Raw genomic sequence first — 19292 nt, 5'->3', positions numbered from 1 at the left:
TCAATCCTTTTTAAAAAGCTAGAAATATTTAGGATTGAGAGGCATCCATTGTATTTGCAATACGGTCAATAAGTTGGGTACCTAATTTAGTCTCAGTAATTGCTTGCTCTAAGTTACCCTCAGATAAAGCGACCTCTATCTTCTTCTTTTGATTACGTAGTTCCGTTGCTAGGCTAATTAAACTGACATATTCGGAGTTACGCGGATCACGAGTCACTGAATCATAACTACTGAGGATCCTCACGTAATCATCCATTTGCTGAGTTGTCTCTCTGACCAGTTGAAATTCAATATCACTCGACTTCCAACTTATATTTGTCCAGGCTGGTGATGCCACTAGAGCGAAACCAAATAAGGTTAAGAAACAAGTTAATGTTAAATTGGCTCGACTTTCTCGTTGGATATACTTAAATACCACTGCAGATAAAAGTACACCACCAAATATGACACTGACTATGGTTAAATCCATTTTACTCTCCAAATACTATCAACGATATTAGTTTCCATCACATAAGGAATACTTAACATTATGTGCTTTAAGTATATGACCATTTAAATACTCAATAATAGGATTGTTTGTTCTGACTGCTAATTTAATTCAACATTTACGTCGTTTTGAACAGCACAGCGGGGCAACATGAGTATTTACTGATTTCACAGTTGAATTAAGTAATTGTATCCTTTATTTTAACTGCACAGACTATGCTACTTATACGCTTTAGGTAGTATGCAGTAATTCAGCCTATTCTTTATCATTTTTCATTACTTTAGCAGCAAACGTATCCAAAACGAGTGACTATCGTTTACGTACGTCAACGAGGACAAGACCATGATTAAATTTACCATCAACGGTAAAACACGAGAGTTTTCGGGTGATCCATCGACTCCCGTTCTGTGGTATTTGCGCGACGAACTGCAATTAACTGGACCTAAATTTGGGTGCGGTATGGCACAGTGCGGCGCATGCACCGTTCATATAGATGGCGTAGCCCAGCGCTCTTGTGTATTGCCTGTATCTGCGGTGTCAGGCAGCAAAATAACCACTATTGAGGGTTTAAGTGAAGATGGTGAACATCCTGTGCAGCAAGCATGGATAGAGCACAAGGTACCACAGTGCGGTTATTGTCAATGTGGTCAAATGATGCAAGCTGCGAGCTTGCTAGCAAGTAACCCTACCCCAAGTGATGAAGAAATCGTGCAAGGCATGTCGGGGAATATTTGTCGTTGCGGTACGTATCCTCGCATCCACAAAGCGATCAAATCAGCCTCAAAAACTATGGCCGCAGTACAGTTCTTTGACCCTAAATCTGAAGGGGAACAAGCATGAGCCAATATTTTGATTTAACCCGTCGTGGTTTTTTAAAGTCCAGTGCAGCAGCGGGTGCTTTGGTATTTGGTACCTTTTTAGCCGGTGGTGCCCCAAGAGTATTAGCTGGGGTGCTTGCCAAGCCTTCTGAGTCTGCCAAAAATGCTAATTTATTTGTTGCACTGCGTCCTGATGGCATTGTAGAAATTACCTGTCACCGCTCTGAAATGGGTCAACAAATTCGTACTGCTATTGCACAAATTGTGGCTGATGAGATGGAAGCCGCTTGGGATAAAGTGGTGGTGATTCAGGGGAAAGGGGATCCCAAATACGGAGACCAAAATACCGATGGTTCACGAAGTATTCGCTATAACATGCAGCGATTACGTGAGATGGGAGCCAGTGTTCGTCACTTAATGTGTCAAGCTGCAGCAAAGCGTTGGGGAGTATCTGTAGACTCTTGTACTGCCGAGCAGCACTTAGTTACCCATAGCTCAGGTAAGACCCTAAGTTATGCAGAATTGGTAAGCGATGCTTTAGATCTCACGCCACCAGAAGTCGCTAATATTCCCCTTAAAAAACGTAGTGATTGGCGATATATCAATACCGCCATGGAGCATATCGATTTAAAAGATATTGTGATGGGGAAAGCCACGTTTGCCGCTGATGTATTAGAGCCTAAAGCTTTAATTGCTGTTGTTGTAAGGCCTCCTGTTGTAGGTGGCAAAGCGAAAAGTTTTGATGCATCCGCTGCCAAAGCAGTTGATGGCGTGATGGATGTAGTAGAAATTCCAGCCCCGCAAGGAGCGCCGCAATTTCAGCCCAAAGGTGGCATTGCTATTATTGCCAACAACACGTGGGCTGCTATAAAAGGTCGTAGAGCATTATCCGTCATTTGGGATGATGGCAAACATGCTGATTATAATTCTGAAACCTTCAAAGCTAGTTTACTCGCCACAGTTGCGTCGCCGCAGTCTTCGGTGCGAGAGATAGGCGAAGCCGAAAAAATACTCGCCAATGCCAGCAATAAGCTGGTGGCGGATTACTATGCACCTCATTTAGCTCAAGCTCCGATGGAGCCCCCTTGCGCTACTGCTATGTATTATAAAGACAGAGTTGACGTATGGGCCGCTACCCAAAATCCCCAAGCCGATATGGCTACAGTAGGGGCTATGGTCGGCATGGATAAAGAAAAAATTAATGTTCATGTGACTATGTTAGGTGGCGGTTTTGGTCGAAAGTCTAAGCCAGACTTTTCAGCAGAAGCCGCTTACTTATCAATGAAAACAGGTAAGCCCATCCGAGTTCAATGGACCCGTGAAGATGACATTCAGCATAGTTTTTACCATGCCGTATCGGCGCAACATATCGAAGCGTCTCTCGATAAAAATGGCGCCATAGAAGCCTATTTACATCGCACCGCATTTTCACCTATTGCATCAACTTTTATTGAAGATGCCTCCGCGCCTCTTGGCTTTGAGTTACGTTTAGGCTTTACCGACAATCCCATAAACACACCTAACATGAAATTGGAAAGTGGCGAAGCCCCCGCAAAAGCACGAATTGGTTGGATGCGTTCAGTATCCAATATTTTCCATGCATTTGCAGTGCAATCATTTATTGCAGAAGCTGCACATAAAGCGGGACGAGATCAAAAAGATTACTTACTAGAAACTATCGGCCCGGATCGTATTTTGGATGTGACCGAGCAGAATGCTGATTACGACAACTATGGTGCCGACAAAGCAACCTATCCTTTAGATATCAGCAGGCTGCGCCATGCGATAGAAAAGGTCGCAGATATGAGTGGTTGGGGTAGAAACCTTCCCAAAGGTCGAGGCCTAGGCATCGCCGCCCACAGAAGCTTTTTAACCTATGTTGCCACAGTGGTAGAAGTTGAAGTATCAGATAGTGGTGATCTGAAGATTATAAAATCATGGGCAAGCATTGATGCCGGTACGGTTGTGAATACCGATACTGTAAAAAACCAAGTCCAAGGTGGGTCAATATACGGTATTACCGCTGCGATCAGTGAAGGTATTACTTTTGATAAAGGCCGTGTACAGCAGAGTAATTTTCATGATTACCGAGTGCCACGTATGAGCGATGCGCCATTAGAAGTAGAAGTAGAAATTATACCAAGTGATGCACCACCGGCAGGTGTTGGCGAGCCAGCGACTCCTGTTTATGCTCCGGCACTATGTAATGCTATTTTTGCAGCATGTGGCAAGCGTATTAGGCAGTTACCGATTGGCAATCAGTTAAAAACTTAGACACGATCTAATCATAAATGCATTGAATTGTTCGCATTTCGTGCATTTATGATATTGGATTGATGAAGGTTTTAATCGAATTGATAGGGGTCGTTAGCATTACGTCTAACGGCCCCTATTTTCGGCATTATGTATTGCTCAAATATTTATCAATCAATGTCATAAGTCTGGATATCCAAACTATCGTTAAAGAAGTCCCTCAATTGTTACTTAGGTTTATAAACGTCCTTAAATATAAGCATTTCAGGAACTCTAGCCGAAGCACCATTGTAAAACCCTGTTTTTTCTACAAACGTTTTAGGGTTTTTAAAGGTGCCAAATAAAATATCAAATACTGGTAAGTCAGAGTAGTTGTAACCATGTATTCCAGCCCCATGATGGACACTATGGCTTTCTGGGCGCTGAATAATATAACCTAACCATTGGGGTGTTTTGATATTAGTATGCTGAAACACCACTAAGAAAATCGAACCATATAAAAAGTAACTTGCAGCCTCAGGAGTCACGCCGATTATTACCACTAAACTTAGGCTCCCTAATAAGGTAAAGCCCGCCATATCAAGCGGACTAAAATAGAATGCTCCTAATGCATCCACTCGCTCAACACTGTGGTGCATTTGGTGAAATATCCTCCACAACACTTTGCTTTTATGCATACTTCGATGCCAAACATAAACCAAAAATTCAAAAATGAACAAAGCAATAACAGCTGCTACATATGGATTTAAATGCTCTAAATTAAACACCTGATATTCCATTAAATACTGGTCCCATAATAAAGGCAGATAGGCAGATAAGTAGAAATACACCACAAACGAAATGGGGGCGCGTATATACCATCCCTTTGCTTTCATTTGTTGCCGTCCGGGCATCAAAATTTCAGCTAGTAATAGCACATTTAGCATCCCTAAAATAATCAGTGAGACTGGATCAATTAAAATTTCCAATGGTGTGGGCATAATGCTTTCCTTTTCGTTAATTAAATTCCTAATCATTGTTTAACTTAAATGAAGGTTTCACCTGAATTTTGGATAACAAATGGCTAATATTTAGCTAATACTTAGGGTAAGGTAATAATATTCTAGCCAGGGCTCATCTAGAACAGGGAGTTCTTAATGAAATACAAAGTCAATTTATTTGAAATTGATACCACCATGTTTTCTATAAAATGTGGCGCTCAGCCTGTACCCGTTGAACCTAAGGTTTTCGATTTAATTATTTATTTAATTGAGAATCGACACATATTAGTATCGAGAGAAACTCTATTTAATAAGGTTTGGGCGGGTCGAGATGTATCAGATACCACACTAAGTAATCATATAAAAAGTGCTCGAAAGGCATTGGGAGATAATGGCGAGCAACAACTTATAATCAAAACAATCCGTGGCCGTGGCTATCAATTTATTGGCGAAGTAACAGAATCAACAGATGAACCAGTAAGTAGCCATAAAGCCACGCCTAAGTTACAAAATAGACAGCACTACCCCACTCGCCTCTTGAGTGGGTTAACATCTAGACACCTAATTCTTCCTTTTTTGTTGCTATGCATAGGAGTACTTTGGTGGCTCAAACACCCTAGTTATAACCTAGCACCAGAACGCCCTTATGTGCTTGTATTACCATTTGAGGTATCAGGGATCGATGCAGAAAAATACCAAACCTTTGCCGATCAAAGTACCAGGGAAGTTATTCAAAAACTAAGAAAAATATCAGGCTTAAATGTGGTCCCAGCCGCATCCTCCTTTATGTTTAAAGAAAACAAAAGCCATGCTTACATTAAAAATAAACTGCCTTCGATTCGATATATACTTTCAGCCAATATCAATATGTCGACAGGTGCTAGATTACAGATTTCCCCCGAATTGGACGATTTGAATACCGGCTCACTAGTTTGGTCAAAACACTATCAAAGCCGACTAGACGACACCACGTTTTTCATTACCCAAGCAAAGGTTGCCGAATCAGTATCAAAGGCACTTAAAATAGCCATTCTTGAAAATGAAAAAGTCAGTTTAGCTAAATTTCCAACAGCCAACCTTAGGGCCTATGAATATTATATTGAGGGGCAACATAAGCGTGACTTATTAACCCATACCGACTTACTAACAGCCATAGACTTATTTTCAGAAGCTATTAAATTAGACCCCGAATTTGAAGCAGCATACTTAGCAAAAGCAGATGCTTACAGACTTATAATGGCGTATTTTGATAAACCCGCAGACGTGCTCCCTTTTGTTATTGAGTCTGTGGCTGAGGTCTTAAAGTTAAACCCTAATTCAGCACAAGCTAGGGCGTCGTTAGGGTTAGCTTATGTTCTAGCATGGCGCTGGGAAGATGCTTGGAGTATGTTAATGCAGGCCCAAAACTTAGACTCAAACTTAGTACTAACTGAAATAGGGTTTGCGCTTTATTACTCTGCCATGGGCAATGTACAAGGTTTATTTACATCCCTTGAACAGGCAAATCAAATCGATCCACTAAATATAGAATTAGCAGATTGGGGACATTGGGCGCTAGCAATGATGGGTGAACTTGAAGCAGCAATGCAATGGGCAGATAAACAATTACAACTGCACCCAAATGTAGGGATGTTGTTTAGTGGAGCGAGCGTATCAGCGTCCTTAGCCAACCAACATCAGAGAGCCATTAGGCTAGCTCAACAGGGTGTGCAATTAGACTCTGGTGCCGCCTACCCTATCCTTGCTTTGGCGCAAACATACGGACATGCCAATCAAGCTGATAAAATCCCTAGCTTAATAGAAAAAGCCCAGCAATATGACGGCTATTTATGCCCTTACGAAACAGCCGTTACCTATTTATTGATTGATGAAGTAGATAAGGCATTCGTACAATTTAATAAAGCCGTAGAGTATCGCTCAAATTGTTTGGTCTTTACTCGCAATGACCTGAGATTAACCAAGATAAGAAATGATCCTCGTTACTTAGCCCTGCTTACTAGGGTTGGTTTAGATGACAAATCTATTATGAATCATTCTAAATAAACTAATTTTCATTATTTACAAAGCCGTGAATAATCGCTTTATATTGGCCCTAATACGCTGTGTATTTAAAATATCAGTATCTGCCATTTTTGATGGTTCCACTAGGTATGCTTTGGATTTGGTATAAGTCAATACTGCATTGAAAGTGAGCCCATAAAAAAGGCCCAAAACGATGATAAACACATAATTTTGGGCCCAGTTAGCTATCAATTCTTAGATTAATCTAAGGTACGGGTATAACTCATATCCGTAAAGATTATTTCACTGGTATCAAAAAACTCCTCATAAAAATCAGCAAAATCACCATCAGCGTCACCACTTTCTAATTTTTCATTAGTTTCGGGGTTTTGAGCTTGTTGATAGTTACCAAATTTAAAGTAAGAAGCTGAAGAATCACTCACACTAATCGGGCTAAGTGATTGGCCATTAATCTTTACTGTGACTGTGCCATGATCATTAATTTCTTCAAAATCAAAGCTATCACCAGAGCGAATGGTGGTTAACAGATGTTTGGTTTCACCTGAGCCGTCTTCTTTAGCTAAGCGAATATACACATCAAATATACCGTTCATTGCAACACTGTCAGACTCTGTTCCATCGGGAGCATTCTCAAAACCGCCCTCGTCTAAATCTGCTATGTATAATTTAGTAATGGTGGCAGTATCTGCGGCATGGTGCTGTGCAACAATCGTTTTTGCACCATCATCTAAATTAGCAGTAATGGTGGCTTTAAACTCTTCGTAAAGCTCTGTCATTCCCACACGGTAATCGCCACTAGATTTTATTTTAAGCTCGTGTCTCCAACCATTACCATTTTCGGTAACATGCTGCGCCGCAAGTGCATCAAACTTCATCTCAATGGGTGATAATGAAATAATGTGATCATCTTCACCTATTTCGCCATGCTCAGCTTCATATACTTCATAGTATTCGACACACGAACCGTTGTATAGCATTTTGCCGCTAGCCTGACACTCATTGCCATCGCTGTTATCCCCGCCGCCGTTGTCGTTGTTGTTGTCATCGTCGTCATCGTCGTCATCGTTATTAGCGCTGCCATTTTCACCATAAAGTTTAACTTCAGTAATGTCCATCCAGTTGGTCCCAGCACTGTTAGATTGAGCTTTTACTCTAACTTGTTGTGCATCAAAATCAGTTACATCATATAGTTCGATGTCTGCTGTATCACCACTGCTGACGGTGTCTGCAATTTTGGTCCAATCACCACTGGTGCCTGAACGGGCATAAATTTCAAAGGTATAGCTACGAGAATCGCCTCGGCCCCAAGAGATCCCTACTTGTTTGACGTTTTGTGTTTCTTCTAATTCGAGTGTAAGGTTAGTGGCATTGCTACCTAAACTGGCAGCCCAACGGGAAGCCCATGCACTGCTTCCGTCTATAGCATTACTAGGAGGATAATTACTATGGCTTGTACCATCATCAAAAGCCGTGCTGATTGATAACTCACCATCAGTCCCGGTATCTGATCCTGGCGAGGTGGAGGTACTTTCTAACGTAAAGTCATCAAAACGTCCTTCATCGTTATAATACTTTCCAAATATTTCACCGGAAGTGGCTGAGCCTGAATTAAAGCTCACTGTTACTTCACTCCAATCATCTGATGTTGATTTAGTTGACTCTGTTGACGAGCCAAGGTTTATGCCGACTTCACCACTGCCTTCAACGTAAGCAGTCAAGACGTAATTTGTATTGGGTGTTAACGTAACCGTTTGGTCAACTCGGCCGCCTGAACCTGTAATTTTTGCTGACTTAGAACCACTGTGAGAATCACTAGATATGGCTGAAGGATCATCATCAGTCCATCCATCAAAACTGCTTTCAAAACCAGGGTTCGCTATGGTTACTGTAGCTGCATTTACGTTAGCTGTACTCGCAATACTCAATGCAGTAGTTAGGCTTAAATAAAGATATTTCTTTTGTGTAATAAATTTCATATGTAGGGTTATCCGTTTATTATTTTGGTTCACCAATTTAAAAGGCTTCTTCTGTCTTCTCGACAAATTGGCATCCTGTTTATCGCCATTTTTGCCAAAAAATTGGTAAGACCAATTATTAAGACATTAAATATATAATCATCCATAAAACAAACAAGATCAATACAAATATTTAACATTGTGATAAATAATTTAACCTAAATGTAATATTGAAATTGATAATACGAATTATTTAAACTTGATCAGTATGATTATTATTGTTTAATATCAATTATTTATGAAAATAAATCTACGAATTATACAAACTAAAGGAATAAGTGTTTTTCAAGGCTAAGTGAAATGTTACATGGTATTACCAATTGTTTTTCTTAGAAAACATTTCAATTTTTGAAATGCAATTATGAACTTACCAATATTTAATTTTTTGGTTATATGAACTAATTAACCGAAAGACTTAAATTGAATGTACAAACGACTTAGTTTCTCTCTCTAATTCGACATCGAAAATACAATATTTAGTATAAACCAACCACAAGCAGCCCCCATGGTTGGGGTAAAGCCTTTTACAACGAGAAAGTAACGACATACAGAGCTCGCAAAAACTCAAGGAAGCCGGCATCAAGTGGGAACCGTTTCATACATGGTTATGATGTCAGCGTTACAATGTAATCCTGGTTGTAAATCGACCAGTCATCGTTTAGTTGACAGAGTGAAACCTTAAAGTGGCAATTATTGATTGTCTTAAGAAGGCGATTGTTATCTTAATTCAACTCTTGGATATGAAGTAGTGTGGAGACAACTATGGAGAAAATGTAGTGATTGTCACCATAGTCATTAGTTAAGAGACAATTTAGTTATCATCAGTCATGATAGGCGCAATTAACAAATAGAGCATAAAGCTCGCCCAACTTATACAAAAAGTAGCAAATAACCAGATTAGCTTTTCTTTTTTTCCAACTTTATTCGACTTGCCTATAACGACTAAAGGGATCAACCAAAAAACAGTTACTTTTAAATTTTGTAAAAAGACCATATTCAATAAGACCTAATAGATGAAATATAGCCCCCCAATTTGGGTAAATTATGAGGGGTTTGGCACGAAGTGCCAACGAGTTAACCACTAACCAGACAGCCATGTTTAATCTTTGGGCTGAGGGTATAGAATAAAAGGGTGCCATTGATTTAGCAGGCATTGGTTCTGGCAAACAAGCTGATGGGCTTAATAAACCAACCTACAACTGCACTAACCGTTCGTCCTTGTTTAGTTTTGGAAGCGACATCGGTACTTTACAAGAGTGACTAAGCCTTGCTGATTTACGATCAACAGAGATTGACACCCATCTAGTAGATAATCGCCGAACGGGTCCAAACTAGCCCTGCAAATTTAATATCCTAAGGCTGACCCAACCTATCCGCCAAACCACTCCCCCGTATACATTGTTGCTGCAAACTTAAACTAAGCGCCCTGCTCTCACCAAACAACATAAATTGCTTTTTGGCTCGGGTAAGACCTGTGTATATCAATTCTCGGTTTAAACCCCGGCCTTGATTATTCGCTGTGATAGGTGGTAGGCATAGATAAACAGATTCAAATTCTGAGCCCTGGCTTTTATGTATAGTCATAGCGTATAGGGTATCTACACTAGGTAAACGACTTGGTAGTAAACCCCGCACATTACCTTCAGGGGTAATAAACCAGACCTTGGTTAAACTTGGTTTGCTTGGGTCAGGCATGATAATGCCAATGTCACCGTTAAATAATTTAAGTTGGTGATCATTTTTCGAGAGCATCACAGGTCGGCCAATGTAAAAACCTTTACTGTTATCAATTAACCCTTGTTTATGTAGTTCACTCTCAATTAAAGTATTTAACTGGTTTACTCCCCAAAAACCACCTTTTTGGGCACATAACACCTGTTGTTTTTGTAAGGTATCAAAGGCTTTACGAATATCGCCTTGGTGTATGGCTTTTATGTACTCTTGATAAATCGGTAGCAATTTAACAATTAGCGTTTTGAGTACTTCATTCGCTACGTTTTGCGGTGTAGTTTGACTTGGTTGGTACCAATCAATATCAGTAAATTCGCTACCTTTTAATAATGAAATACATTTTGTCACCTGCCCTAAATTAATATGTTTAGCTAACTGCCCTACGCCGCTATCGTCTTTAAATCGATGACTTTTTAATAACTTAACCAGATTATTTTGGATTGCAGTCTTTTTAGTAAGGACAACATCTTGGTCTTGTTGATGGCTTATATTTGGTGCAGGCAAGTCCATTAACGCTGCCAATGTGTACTGCATAGATTCGCTATAGGCTGCTAAAGGGGCTTGGTTGTTTATATTCGATACACAGGCGGCACAAATGTCTGACAAAACACTACCTGTTTCTACAGAGGCAAGTTGGTCTTGATCGCCCAACAAAATAACTTGAGCATGCGCTGGTAATGCTGCAAATAACTTGGCCATTAGGGGTAAATCGACCATAGAGGCTTCGTCTAACACTAACACATCTAGGTGCAATGGGTTGTTGGCGTTTGCTTTAAAATAGGGGCTTTGGGGCCGCGCCCCTAGTAACCTGTGAATGGTTTGACATTGCTCTGGTAGATTAGCTTGTAAATCTGTAGGCAGTTTTAATTTTGCTGCACTGATTGACTCTGTAAGTCTAGCCGCAGCTTTACCTGTAGGCGCGACTAATTGAATATTTAAAGGCTTACTTTTGTACAAAGGATTGACCACTGCTAAACCTTGCAATAAAGCTAATAGCCTAGTGACAGTAGTGGTTTTGCCTGTGCCTGGCCCTCCGGTTATAAAACTTAAGCTTTGACGGGCGGCTACGCATACCGCTACTTTTTGCCAATCGAGTGCTAGTCCTTCGTGAGCTGAGGATTTATCTACTGAGTCACTGAACAAACGACTTAACAACTCTCTAGCCCTAGGCATGTCTAGTTCATTATTTTTAGCAGCTTTGTCACGAATAATATCTGCAAGTTGTGATTCGTAAAGCCAGTATCTTTGCAAATATAACAAGTTACCTTCAATCACTATGGGCTTGTTTACGCTATCAGCCTGGCTTTTTTGTTGGGCTTTTACACTCGCTATAGTATGACTTTGCTCTATGATATTTTGTAATGTGGGTAAGTCTGGAAATAAATAAACACCTGCAAATGGTTGCCCTAGCGTGTTAATGTCAACACAGGTATGTTGAGCGCCTGACTGAGCACTTACGTAGGCTGCAAATAAACAAATGCAATCCCTTGCAGATGCTTGCAACTCCACTTCTTCACCATAAATAAAATCAGCAAAGGCCATATCAATCGCCCTAATTTTTCCTTTTACTAGCAATTTATCTAAAGCTTGTTGTAGCGCTGGATTGGTTTGAGTTTGCATTAACATGAATAAATCACCATAAGTCCAACTGCCCTTGTTGTTGAGGATTTTCTAGTGAGTTATCAGCGAATTCTGTGGTGTTTTTTGATGACGAATTAGCTGAACTATTTGCAATGGATTCGCTAGAATCTGTTCCCCCCGCAAACAAAGTATCTAATTGTTCAATCATAGATTGTTCAGGTAATACGAAATACACACCATTACCTGGGACGGTTTGGCTCATGCCCCTTAAAAACAAGTAGTAAGCACCGCCAATATGGGTTGAATACTCATAATTTGGTAACTTGTAACTTAACCAACGATGTAACGCCAAGGTATATAGAATGGCTTGTAAGTGATAATCGTGATCTGTCATGGCGTGCTCCATTGCTCCTTGATGATAATCATCAAAGTGGTCACCTAAATGATTGGACTTATAATCCGCCACATAAAACTTGCCATCAAATTCAAACATTAAGTCTATAAAACCTTTAATCATGCCGTTAAGTTCTTCAAACTGGTAATCACGAGTATGGTGTTGTGAATAGTGATTAATGATGTGGTTAAAGTCTTTTACCTTTACCTGATGTAAAGGCATGTGAAATTCCATTTCGACTTTTACTTGCTTAGGTGCAAGTTGCGACAAATTAATAGCCTTTGCATCACTGCCTGTTGCATTAGGATTTTCTGAACTAAAAGAAGTCAACAAAACATCGGATAACCATGTTTCTAAACACGCTTGCCACTCTTCTTTGATGCCAAACTTTATCGATTGTTTGCTGATGGCTTCTGGCAATTGTGCTGGCTGCTGTAGGTCTATATTCTCTAGTACACCATGTAAAAACGAGCCCGCATTGGCACCTCTTTCAAAACTAAATGGACTTTGCTCTGGCTCTGAACTTTGCTCACTTAGATTATCTGCTGTGTTGAGCATTTCATCTTCCACAAAGGAGTCATAATCCTGACCTTTGTCTTGACCTTCATCTTGACCCGGTGCCGGCATATCTAAATGTACTTGCTGACTACTGATCGCAGAATAACTGGTTAAACGCCATGCTCTATTAATGGGTTTATTTAAAGTTAAAGCTTTAAGCATTGGGCTTTGCAATGCACGCCCTTCAGCACTCCTACGTTGAGGTACCACTGACGTGACTTCAGTTACTGCTTTATAAGATATATCAGCCCTTTGAGTTAACACTTCAACACGCGTTGCTATATCTTGGTCTGTGACTTTATTTTGTGGCTGCCCGTCATCAAGGTCATCGTTAGATGACATTAACAAACAACCTAAGGCTGATTGAATAAAGCCTGAATCTTTTTTGCTTCTGCCTAAGGTAATATTCCACACCCCAACAGAGCAATAATAGATGGCTCGGGTTATCGCTACATAAAACAAACGAATATCTTCGGCTAAACGTTCAAAGTCGGCTTTTTGTAAATTCTGTTCTTTAGTCAAAAAGTCAACTTCAAGACTTTGTGCATCATTATGGTATAGCGCTTCTTGTGCATTTTTATAACTGCTAGCAAAAGGGATAAACACCAAGGGAAACTCTAACCCTTTAGACGAATGCAGAGTAATTATTTGCACTAGATTAGCGTCACTTTCTAAACGCATTTGTTGAGTTTCAACATTATGGTCAGGCTCTAACAAACAGGTTTCAAACCAATGAATAAGCTGTGCCTCACCCACTAGTTGCATACTTTGTTGCTGTAATAATTCAGTTAAATGACGTAAGTCTGTGATACGTCTTAGGCCATCGTTAAAGTGTTTAATCAAGCCTTGCTCAACATCAAAGTAATGCAATACTTGATTGACAGCTTTAATAACCCCCTGTTTTTGCCAGATTTGATGCCAGTAAAAACGTTGCTCTAAAACATCTTGCCAACGGGACTCATCATTAAAAAGCTCATCTAATTGTTGAGCATTTAAAGTAAAGAGTTCACTTAATAACGCAGTTTTTAAGAGGCGTTCGTCGGTTGGTTGGCTTAATGCTTTTAATAATCTCAATAAATCTATGGCAACCTGAGTAGAAAACACACTAGTACGAGACAAAAACACACTGGCTACATTCACTGCTGATAACGCTTGTTTCATTACCAGTGCTTCTCGGCGATTACGCACCAACACACAGCAATCGGCTGCGGTAATCGCTTTACCCTTTAGGTATGCCTCACCGGCTTCTGCTAAATGTAACCAATTAGCAATTTGATTTGCCGTTGCAATGGCTAGTTTCTCAGCAGCGTCGTTAGCAGAGATAGGTAGGCCATTGTTACTGCATAAATGTAAAAACTCTAAGCAGGCTAAGGTTTCACCTTGCACGGTTAGGCCCGCAAACTCTCGACCTGCAGCAACGGGATTAAATGGAATACTGTGTTCAAATAAAAAGCCTTTACGGCTAGATTCAAATAACAGATTAATGGCGTCTACCAGTTTGGGAGCAGAGCGCCAATTAGTCGCTAAGGTAAAGTGCCTTTCTTTAACCACCCATTCCTTTGCCCTGATATAGGTAAAAATATCAGCCCCTCGAAATCCGTAAATAGCTTGTTTGGGGTCGCCAATCATGATCCAACATGGGGCTTTTTGTTTATTTTCCAGACTATTTTTAGGCTCCGCTCCGTAAATTCCTTGAAACACCTCAAACTGCACTGGATCTGTGTCTTGAAATTCATCAATCAAAGCAGCAGGGAAATTCTCCCTAATTGTGCTAGCTAAACTATTTGCGGTTATGCTGGCTTTACTATGATGGAGTTGGTCATTATTTTCTTGAGCATTTCGTTTGGCTTCCGTTGCCTGTTGATTAAGTGCCTGCTGTAACCCGGCTAACAAATCATCTGGTGACAATAAATGCAGCCTTGCTTTATGAGATGCTAAATTAGCAGACACCACATCCAAAGCATCTTGGCTAAAGGCTAGAACTAGGCTTTCCTGGGCGTTTTTTAACATGCTTTGTAATAGTTCAAATTGACTAAAATCTAGATGAGATAAATCTGCACTCCCTTTTTTAGCCGCTTTTTCTATTTGTTCGGGCGAAAACATTTCCCAACCTGATTTATCAAAATCAATTTCTAAGGCATTAGCCTTACAAAAAGCCTGCATATTTTGAAGTAAAGGTAACTTGGATATTTTTGCTCGGCCATTGAGCTTTGCTTTGCTTAACTGCTCACTTACTTCATTACTGAGCCACCAAGATTTAACCTTTGCCACAGCGTGTGCATATTCATTGGCACTGTTAATGGCACTTTCGATACTCTGGGTTTGATAAGCCGTAGCATGCTGACTTAATAATCGAGCAATATCACTTAGCAAACTTTGTGGCGTGGCCCAATGCTTAAGCAAAAGCTCTAAAGGTGCCGGCTCTAAGGTAATAATATGTTTACGCCAGTAATCTTCGGCGGCCATTTGTAGCCATTGGGATTCATCTAAAATAAAGCTTTGTTCGTACATAGCGCCGCTTTCAAAAGCGTGCTCGGTTAGGGCCTTATGACAAAACCCATGAATGGTGTAAACGGCAGCCTCATCCATTTGTTTACTGGCCAGGGCTAACCGCTGGCAATCTAGCTCAATACTGTCGCTTTGCTCTATTAGTCTTTGAATAAATGGATCGTCACTAAACTCGGCAAAAAATGCCAAGTAAGCCTCACGCAGTCGTTGGCGAATTCGCTCTTTTAATTCCCCTGTGGCGGCATTCGTAAAGGTTACCACTAGTATTTTTTCAACACCTAACGGTGCGCAACCACGACCCAGTAACAACCTAAGATACAGATTCACTATTGTGTAGGTTTTACCCGTTCCAGCACTCGCTTCAATTAACGACGGCCCGTACAAAGGAAAGGTTAAAGGATCTAAGGGCAACATTTGTAGAGGCTCTTTGTGGTTTACGCCATCGCTCATTTGCTCTCCCCTAGCTCAACTAAAGGCATGAGTAATCTATCAGATACTTGTGTAAACACTTCAATATTTTCACTTAAATCTGGGCAAACTCTCTGAATGTGAGCCTCTGTGCCCTCACCCTTTGCAAAATCATTACCCATAAATGTATTTAGGCTTTTATCTATATCTTGGGTTGTCACCCATTGCCAAGCTGCTTCTGGGTAAAAATGAAGTGCCTGTAAGAGCCCTTGTTGCCAATATTCTAGCCATAAATTCAATGTGTCATGGGCCTGTTGTTTCTCAATTACAGGAATAGAAAATGGCTTTTCAGTACTAACAAAATAACCATTAATTAGTCCTGTTTTAGGGCTTTGAGCACATACAGAAAGCCACTGTAAGTATAAGGAGATCCTATCTTTTGCTCTAAGTTTACCACTACGCCATAGTATTAGGTTTTGCCCATATATACTGCCAATACGCCCCGTGAGTGATGTTTGGTTTAACTGTAAGTTAATGTCTAAACTTTTCGAATGGATTATCGACTCTGTATCAAATAAATCTTTTGACTGGCTCACTTCAATTATTTGCTTAGCTAAGTCTGTGCTTTTTCTACTTAATGGCCTAATAGCTAAATCACCTGTTAACGCAGCGGGCAGCTTGCCTTCGGCTCTAATTTGTTGCAATACTTTTGTGTGGGTATTATGCGCAATAATATTTTGCTTATCATCTCGCCCGAGAGTGAGCTCGTGGAGTGTATGCTGAACCAACCTATCGGTAAGTAAATATTTGTCTAAACCATCGAATGCAAATGGCTCTTCGTCACTATTTACATCTCCCAATGGATAAAAACGCGATTGCCAGCGGTGCATAATAAATGCTTTAGCTGGATTATGAAAAAACTGTATTAAATCATCTAAAGCAACTTGGTTCGATAGGGCTGGGTTTTCTGCCTGCTGTTGCTCAGTAGCATTCGTTAACGCGTTTGCGTTGAAGCTGAACTTATCAGCAGGTTGCTGCAATTGTTCAGCAATAAGCTGTTGCTTTTGATTAAAGCTAAAATACCCTTTTGGCTGACTATCATTTGAATTGGCAGAAAAATAGCTATCATTAAAGGGTTGCAATTTATGCTGCCAAGTTAGATGAGTAAGCAAGTTCTGTTCAGTTTGCTTGGTATCTAGTGATAACTGACCCGTTAAACAAAAGCCTTGTTGGCAATATTCTAATAATTCACTCAGTAAAATAGATGGCGCCAAAGGGCTATTATCTTTTTGGCTGAAGCCTAGATAACTAAAATACAATTGCTCTCTTGGTGACAATAACGCTTCTAAAAATAAGTACCTGTCGTCCAACCTACGAGATCTATCACCCCGTTTTACTGGTGCAAGGCGCATTAAATCAAAGCCCATAGGTACACTTTGTCTTGGGTAATCAGTATCGTTTATGCCTAACAAACATACCATTTTGAAAGGAATACTTCGCATGGGCATAAGCGTACAAAAGTTAACGTACCCGGCTAAAAATCTTTGTCCTACACCTTTTTCTTGAATATTTTGTTGCAACTCACTTACAAATACATCTTGATCAATATCCTGGGTATATTGATTAATATGAACAGACATTTTCTCTAAGGTTTCTCTAAGAATTTGCATGTCTAGCTGTTCGCTTTCATCAGCATCATAAAGTAGCTCTATCATAGCTAAGGCTTCAGTGATTTTAGCTTCTAGGCATTGCTGTTGTTGGCAAAACGCCAATACTTTTAATAACACACCAGTAAACTGATAACACTTACCTAATGCTACGGCTTGTTGGCCTTCAATATCACTGTAGGCCGCCACCATACCTTGTCTGCCTTGATATAATACATTACTAGACATTGCATAACCGGTCAGTAATCGTTGCAACCCAAACACCCAAGTATTTTGCTTTTCTGCAGGTAAATCCCAGCGCAGTTTATCTTCTTCATCCCACCCCCAACGCACTCCAGCATCTGTCAGCCAGTGTGTTAATAATTCAAACTCTTGGTGGTCGATTGCAAATTTACGCTGAATAGCGGGCACTTCTAATAAAGACAGTACTTCAGACAAGGTGATACGACTTTGATGTAGCTTCATTAATTGTAAAAAACTAGCAAGTAAGGGGGATACTTCCCCTGCATTTCTGTCAGAAATAGCATAAGGAATTGATAATTCACTATCAACCGCACCAAATACCCCCTCTATAAAAGGTGCATAGGTGGCCACATCTGGCATCATGACTATTACATCACCGGGGTGCCAACTTGGGTTGTCACTGAAACGTTGTAATAGTTGGTCGTGCAGAATTTCTAACTCTCTGACTTTGGAATGACACCCATGAATTTGCAACGAATTATCATCTTCCGATATCTCAATCTTAGGAAACTCCACCCCATTAGATAATAACTCGCTTGCATCAAGTTTGTGGGAAGTGGCTCTAAATTGTAGCTGGCTCACATCGGTTTGAATATGCTCAAGTAAGGTCTTTGGTTCAGACTCAATAAAGTAATCTTGCTGCTGTAAATCAAAGCTCAATAGCATATCTTGATAATCACGGCCTAACTTCCCCCAAGACGCTAACAAAGGATTCCCCACATCTAAAAATTCAGACCCAGTGAGTTGTGACTCTGTACTTTGGGAGTCACTTAATTCTTTTAATTGGGCTTTTGCCTGGGTTTTGTTATCAACAATATCCCCCCAGTAATGTTGGCTGGGGTTAAACCAAAAAATCAATACCTCTCTAGTGGCAGATAATGCATGAAGTACTTCTAATTGTTGTAAGGGCATCGCAGAAATACCAAACACCATTAACGGCTTAGCTGATGCTGGGGTGGCAGACTGTAATTTTTCTAATAAGGTATGGTGCAGGTTAGCACGGTGAAACGGCGACTCCCCCAATGTTTCACTATTATGAACCAAAGCTCGCCACAACACGGGCTGCCAAGGGTGCGACTCACATATACTTAGATCGTCGCTATCAGGAAGATTGTCATGCCCTGCCTCCCAATGATTGATCCAATCTGGTCGGTAAACTAAGTATTGATCGTAAACATCTGCAATTTTACTGGCCAACTGATATAACTTTAATGGTGGCGCGTCTGTCAGGTATTGCTCGATAGCGACAAACTCCGGAGCGTCCAGTAAGGTTGGCAATACAGACATAAGTTTCCATGTCATATTCACTTTAGTAAAAGACGATTGTTCTGGTAGGTCTTGGATAGTTTGTTGATACAACTGCCAAATAAAGCTAGATGGTAACGGGAAGTCTATATTTGCGGCTATCCCTAACTTTTCAGAAATTTGAATTTTTAACCACTGGGACATACCCGGGCTTTGAACCAAAATTTGATCAGCTTCAAAAACCGACAGCCCTTGCTCAGAGCTTTGTTGCAAACAGCTGATTAATCTTTCAGCTAGGCATTCCATTTTGTTTGATTGAATCAAATACAACATAAATAAAGTAACTTTTCTTGAAGCTATCGGTTAAGAACTTTAGTCTATC

Annotated in this window: 9 protein-coding genes; 3 read left to right on the top strand and 6 right to left on the bottom strand. The window is 40.3% G+C overall.

Annotation, left to right across the window (positions count from 1 at the left end):
* Nucleotides 1–28: 28 nt before the first annotated feature.
* Nucleotides 29–469: a hypothetical protein gene (locus tag ABJE44_RS14525; protein WP_133471632.1), complete on the bottom strand. Its 441-nt coding sequence runs from the start codon at nt 467–469 to the stop codon at nt 29–31.
* 360 nt (nt 470–829) lie between these two features.
* Here ABJE44_RS14525 and ABJE44_RS14520 point away from each other — a divergent pair, with 360 nt between their 5' ends.
* Nucleotides 830–1327, top strand: coding sequence for a (2Fe-2S)-binding protein (locus ABJE44_RS14520; RefSeq protein ID WP_348109570.1), 498 nt, complete (start codon nt 830–832; stop codon nt 1325–1327).
* Nucleotides 1324–3579, top strand: a complete 2256-nt coding sequence (locus tag ABJE44_RS14515; protein ID WP_348109572.1) for a molybdopterin cofactor-binding domain-containing protein — start codon at nt 1324–1326, stop codon at nt 3577–3579. The genes ABJE44_RS14520 and ABJE44_RS14515 overlap by 4 nt, the downstream gene beginning before the upstream one ends.
* 206 nt (nt 3580–3785) lie before the next feature.
* On the opposite strand, the gene ABJE44_RS14510 is transcribed toward ABJE44_RS14515, so the two are convergent.
* The gene (locus ABJE44_RS14510; RefSeq protein ID WP_348109574.1) at nt 3786–4538 is read right to left on the bottom strand and encodes a sterol desaturase family protein; all 753 of its coding nucleotides are present in this window, start codon (nt 4536–4538) and stop codon (nt 3786–3788) included.
* 156 nt (nt 4539–4694) lie between these two features.
* On the opposite strand from ABJE44_RS14510, the gene ABJE44_RS14505 reads away from it, so the two are divergent.
* Nucleotides 4695–6581 carry a winged helix-turn-helix domain-containing protein gene (locus tag ABJE44_RS14505; RefSeq protein WP_348109576.1) on the top strand — a complete coding sequence of 629 codons (1887 nt, stop codon included), beginning with the start codon at nt 4695–4697 and terminating at the stop codon, nt 6579–6581.
* Between the two features lie 218 nt (nt 6582–6799).
* On the opposite strand, the gene ABJE44_RS14500 is transcribed toward ABJE44_RS14505, so the two are convergent.
* The 4 genes from ABJE44_RS14500 to recC form a co-directional block, all read right to left on the bottom strand.
* Entirely contained in the window at nt 6800–8536 is a 1737-nt protein-coding gene (locus ABJE44_RS14500) for a polysaccharide lyase family 7 protein (protein WP_348109577.1), read from the bottom strand.
* A gap of 1392 nt (nt 8537–9928) precedes the next feature.
* The gene (gene recD / locus ABJE44_RS14495) at nt 9929–11932 is read right to left on the bottom strand and encodes an exodeoxyribonuclease V subunit alpha (RefSeq protein ID WP_348109579.1); all 2004 of its coding nucleotides are present in this window, start codon (nt 11930–11932) and stop codon (nt 9929–9931) included.
* Between the two features lie 7 nt (nt 11933–11939).
* Nucleotides 11940–15797, bottom strand: coding sequence for a UvrD-helicase domain-containing protein (locus tag ABJE44_RS14490; protein ID WP_348109581.1), 3858 nt, complete (start codon nt 15795–15797; stop codon nt 11940–11942).
* Entirely contained in the window at nt 15794–19243 is a 3450-nt protein-coding gene (gene recC / locus ABJE44_RS14485; RefSeq protein ID WP_348109584.1) for an exodeoxyribonuclease V subunit gamma, read from the bottom strand. The genes ABJE44_RS14490 and recC overlap by 4 nt, the downstream gene beginning before the upstream one ends.
* Nucleotides 19244–19292: the final 49 nt, after the last annotated feature.

It is taken from the genome of Paraglaciecola sp., assembly GCF_039942875.1.
Classification (GTDB): domain Bacteria; phylum Pseudomonadota; class Gammaproteobacteria; order Enterobacterales; family Alteromonadaceae; genus Paraglaciecola.
Note: the sequence above shows the minus strand (reverse complement) of the source record. Positions and strands in the feature narration are given on the sequence as shown.

What these genes read in the sequence shown, in the direction of transcription:
- recD (WP_348109579.1), bottom strand. Translation starts at nt 11,932, where the DNA reads ATGTTAATGCAAACTCAAACCAATCCAGCGCTACAACAAGCTTTAGAT.
- ABJE44_RS14490 (WP_348109581.1), bottom strand. Translation starts at nt 15,797, where the DNA reads ATGAGCGATGGCGTAAACCACAAAGAGCCTCTACAAATGTTGCCCTTA.
- recC (WP_348109584.1), bottom strand. Translation starts at nt 19,243, where the DNA reads ATGTTGTATTTGATTCAATCAAACAAAATGGAATGCCTAGCTGAAAGA.
- ABJE44_RS14505 (WP_348109576.1), top strand. Translation starts at nt 4,695, where the DNA reads ATGAAATACAAAGTCAATTTATTTGAAATTGATACCACCATGTTTTCT.
- ABJE44_RS14500 (WP_348109577.1), bottom strand. Translation starts at nt 8,536, where the DNA reads ATGAAATTTATTACACAAAAGAAATATCTTTATTTAAGCCTAACTACT.
- ABJE44_RS14520 (WP_348109570.1), top strand. Translation starts at nt 830, where the DNA reads ATGATTAAATTTACCATCAACGGTAAAACACGAGAGTTTTCGGGTGAT.
- ABJE44_RS14515 (WP_348109572.1), top strand. Translation starts at nt 1,324, where the DNA reads ATGAGCCAATATTTTGATTTAACCCGTCGTGGTTTTTTAAAGTCCAGT.
- ABJE44_RS14525 (WP_133471632.1), bottom strand. Translation starts at nt 469, where the DNA reads ATGGATTTAACCATAGTCAGTGTCATATTTGGTGGTGTACTTTTATCT.
- ABJE44_RS14510 (WP_348109574.1), bottom strand. Translation starts at nt 4,538, where the DNA reads ATGCCCACACCATTGGAAATTTTAATTGATCCAGTCTCACTGATTATT.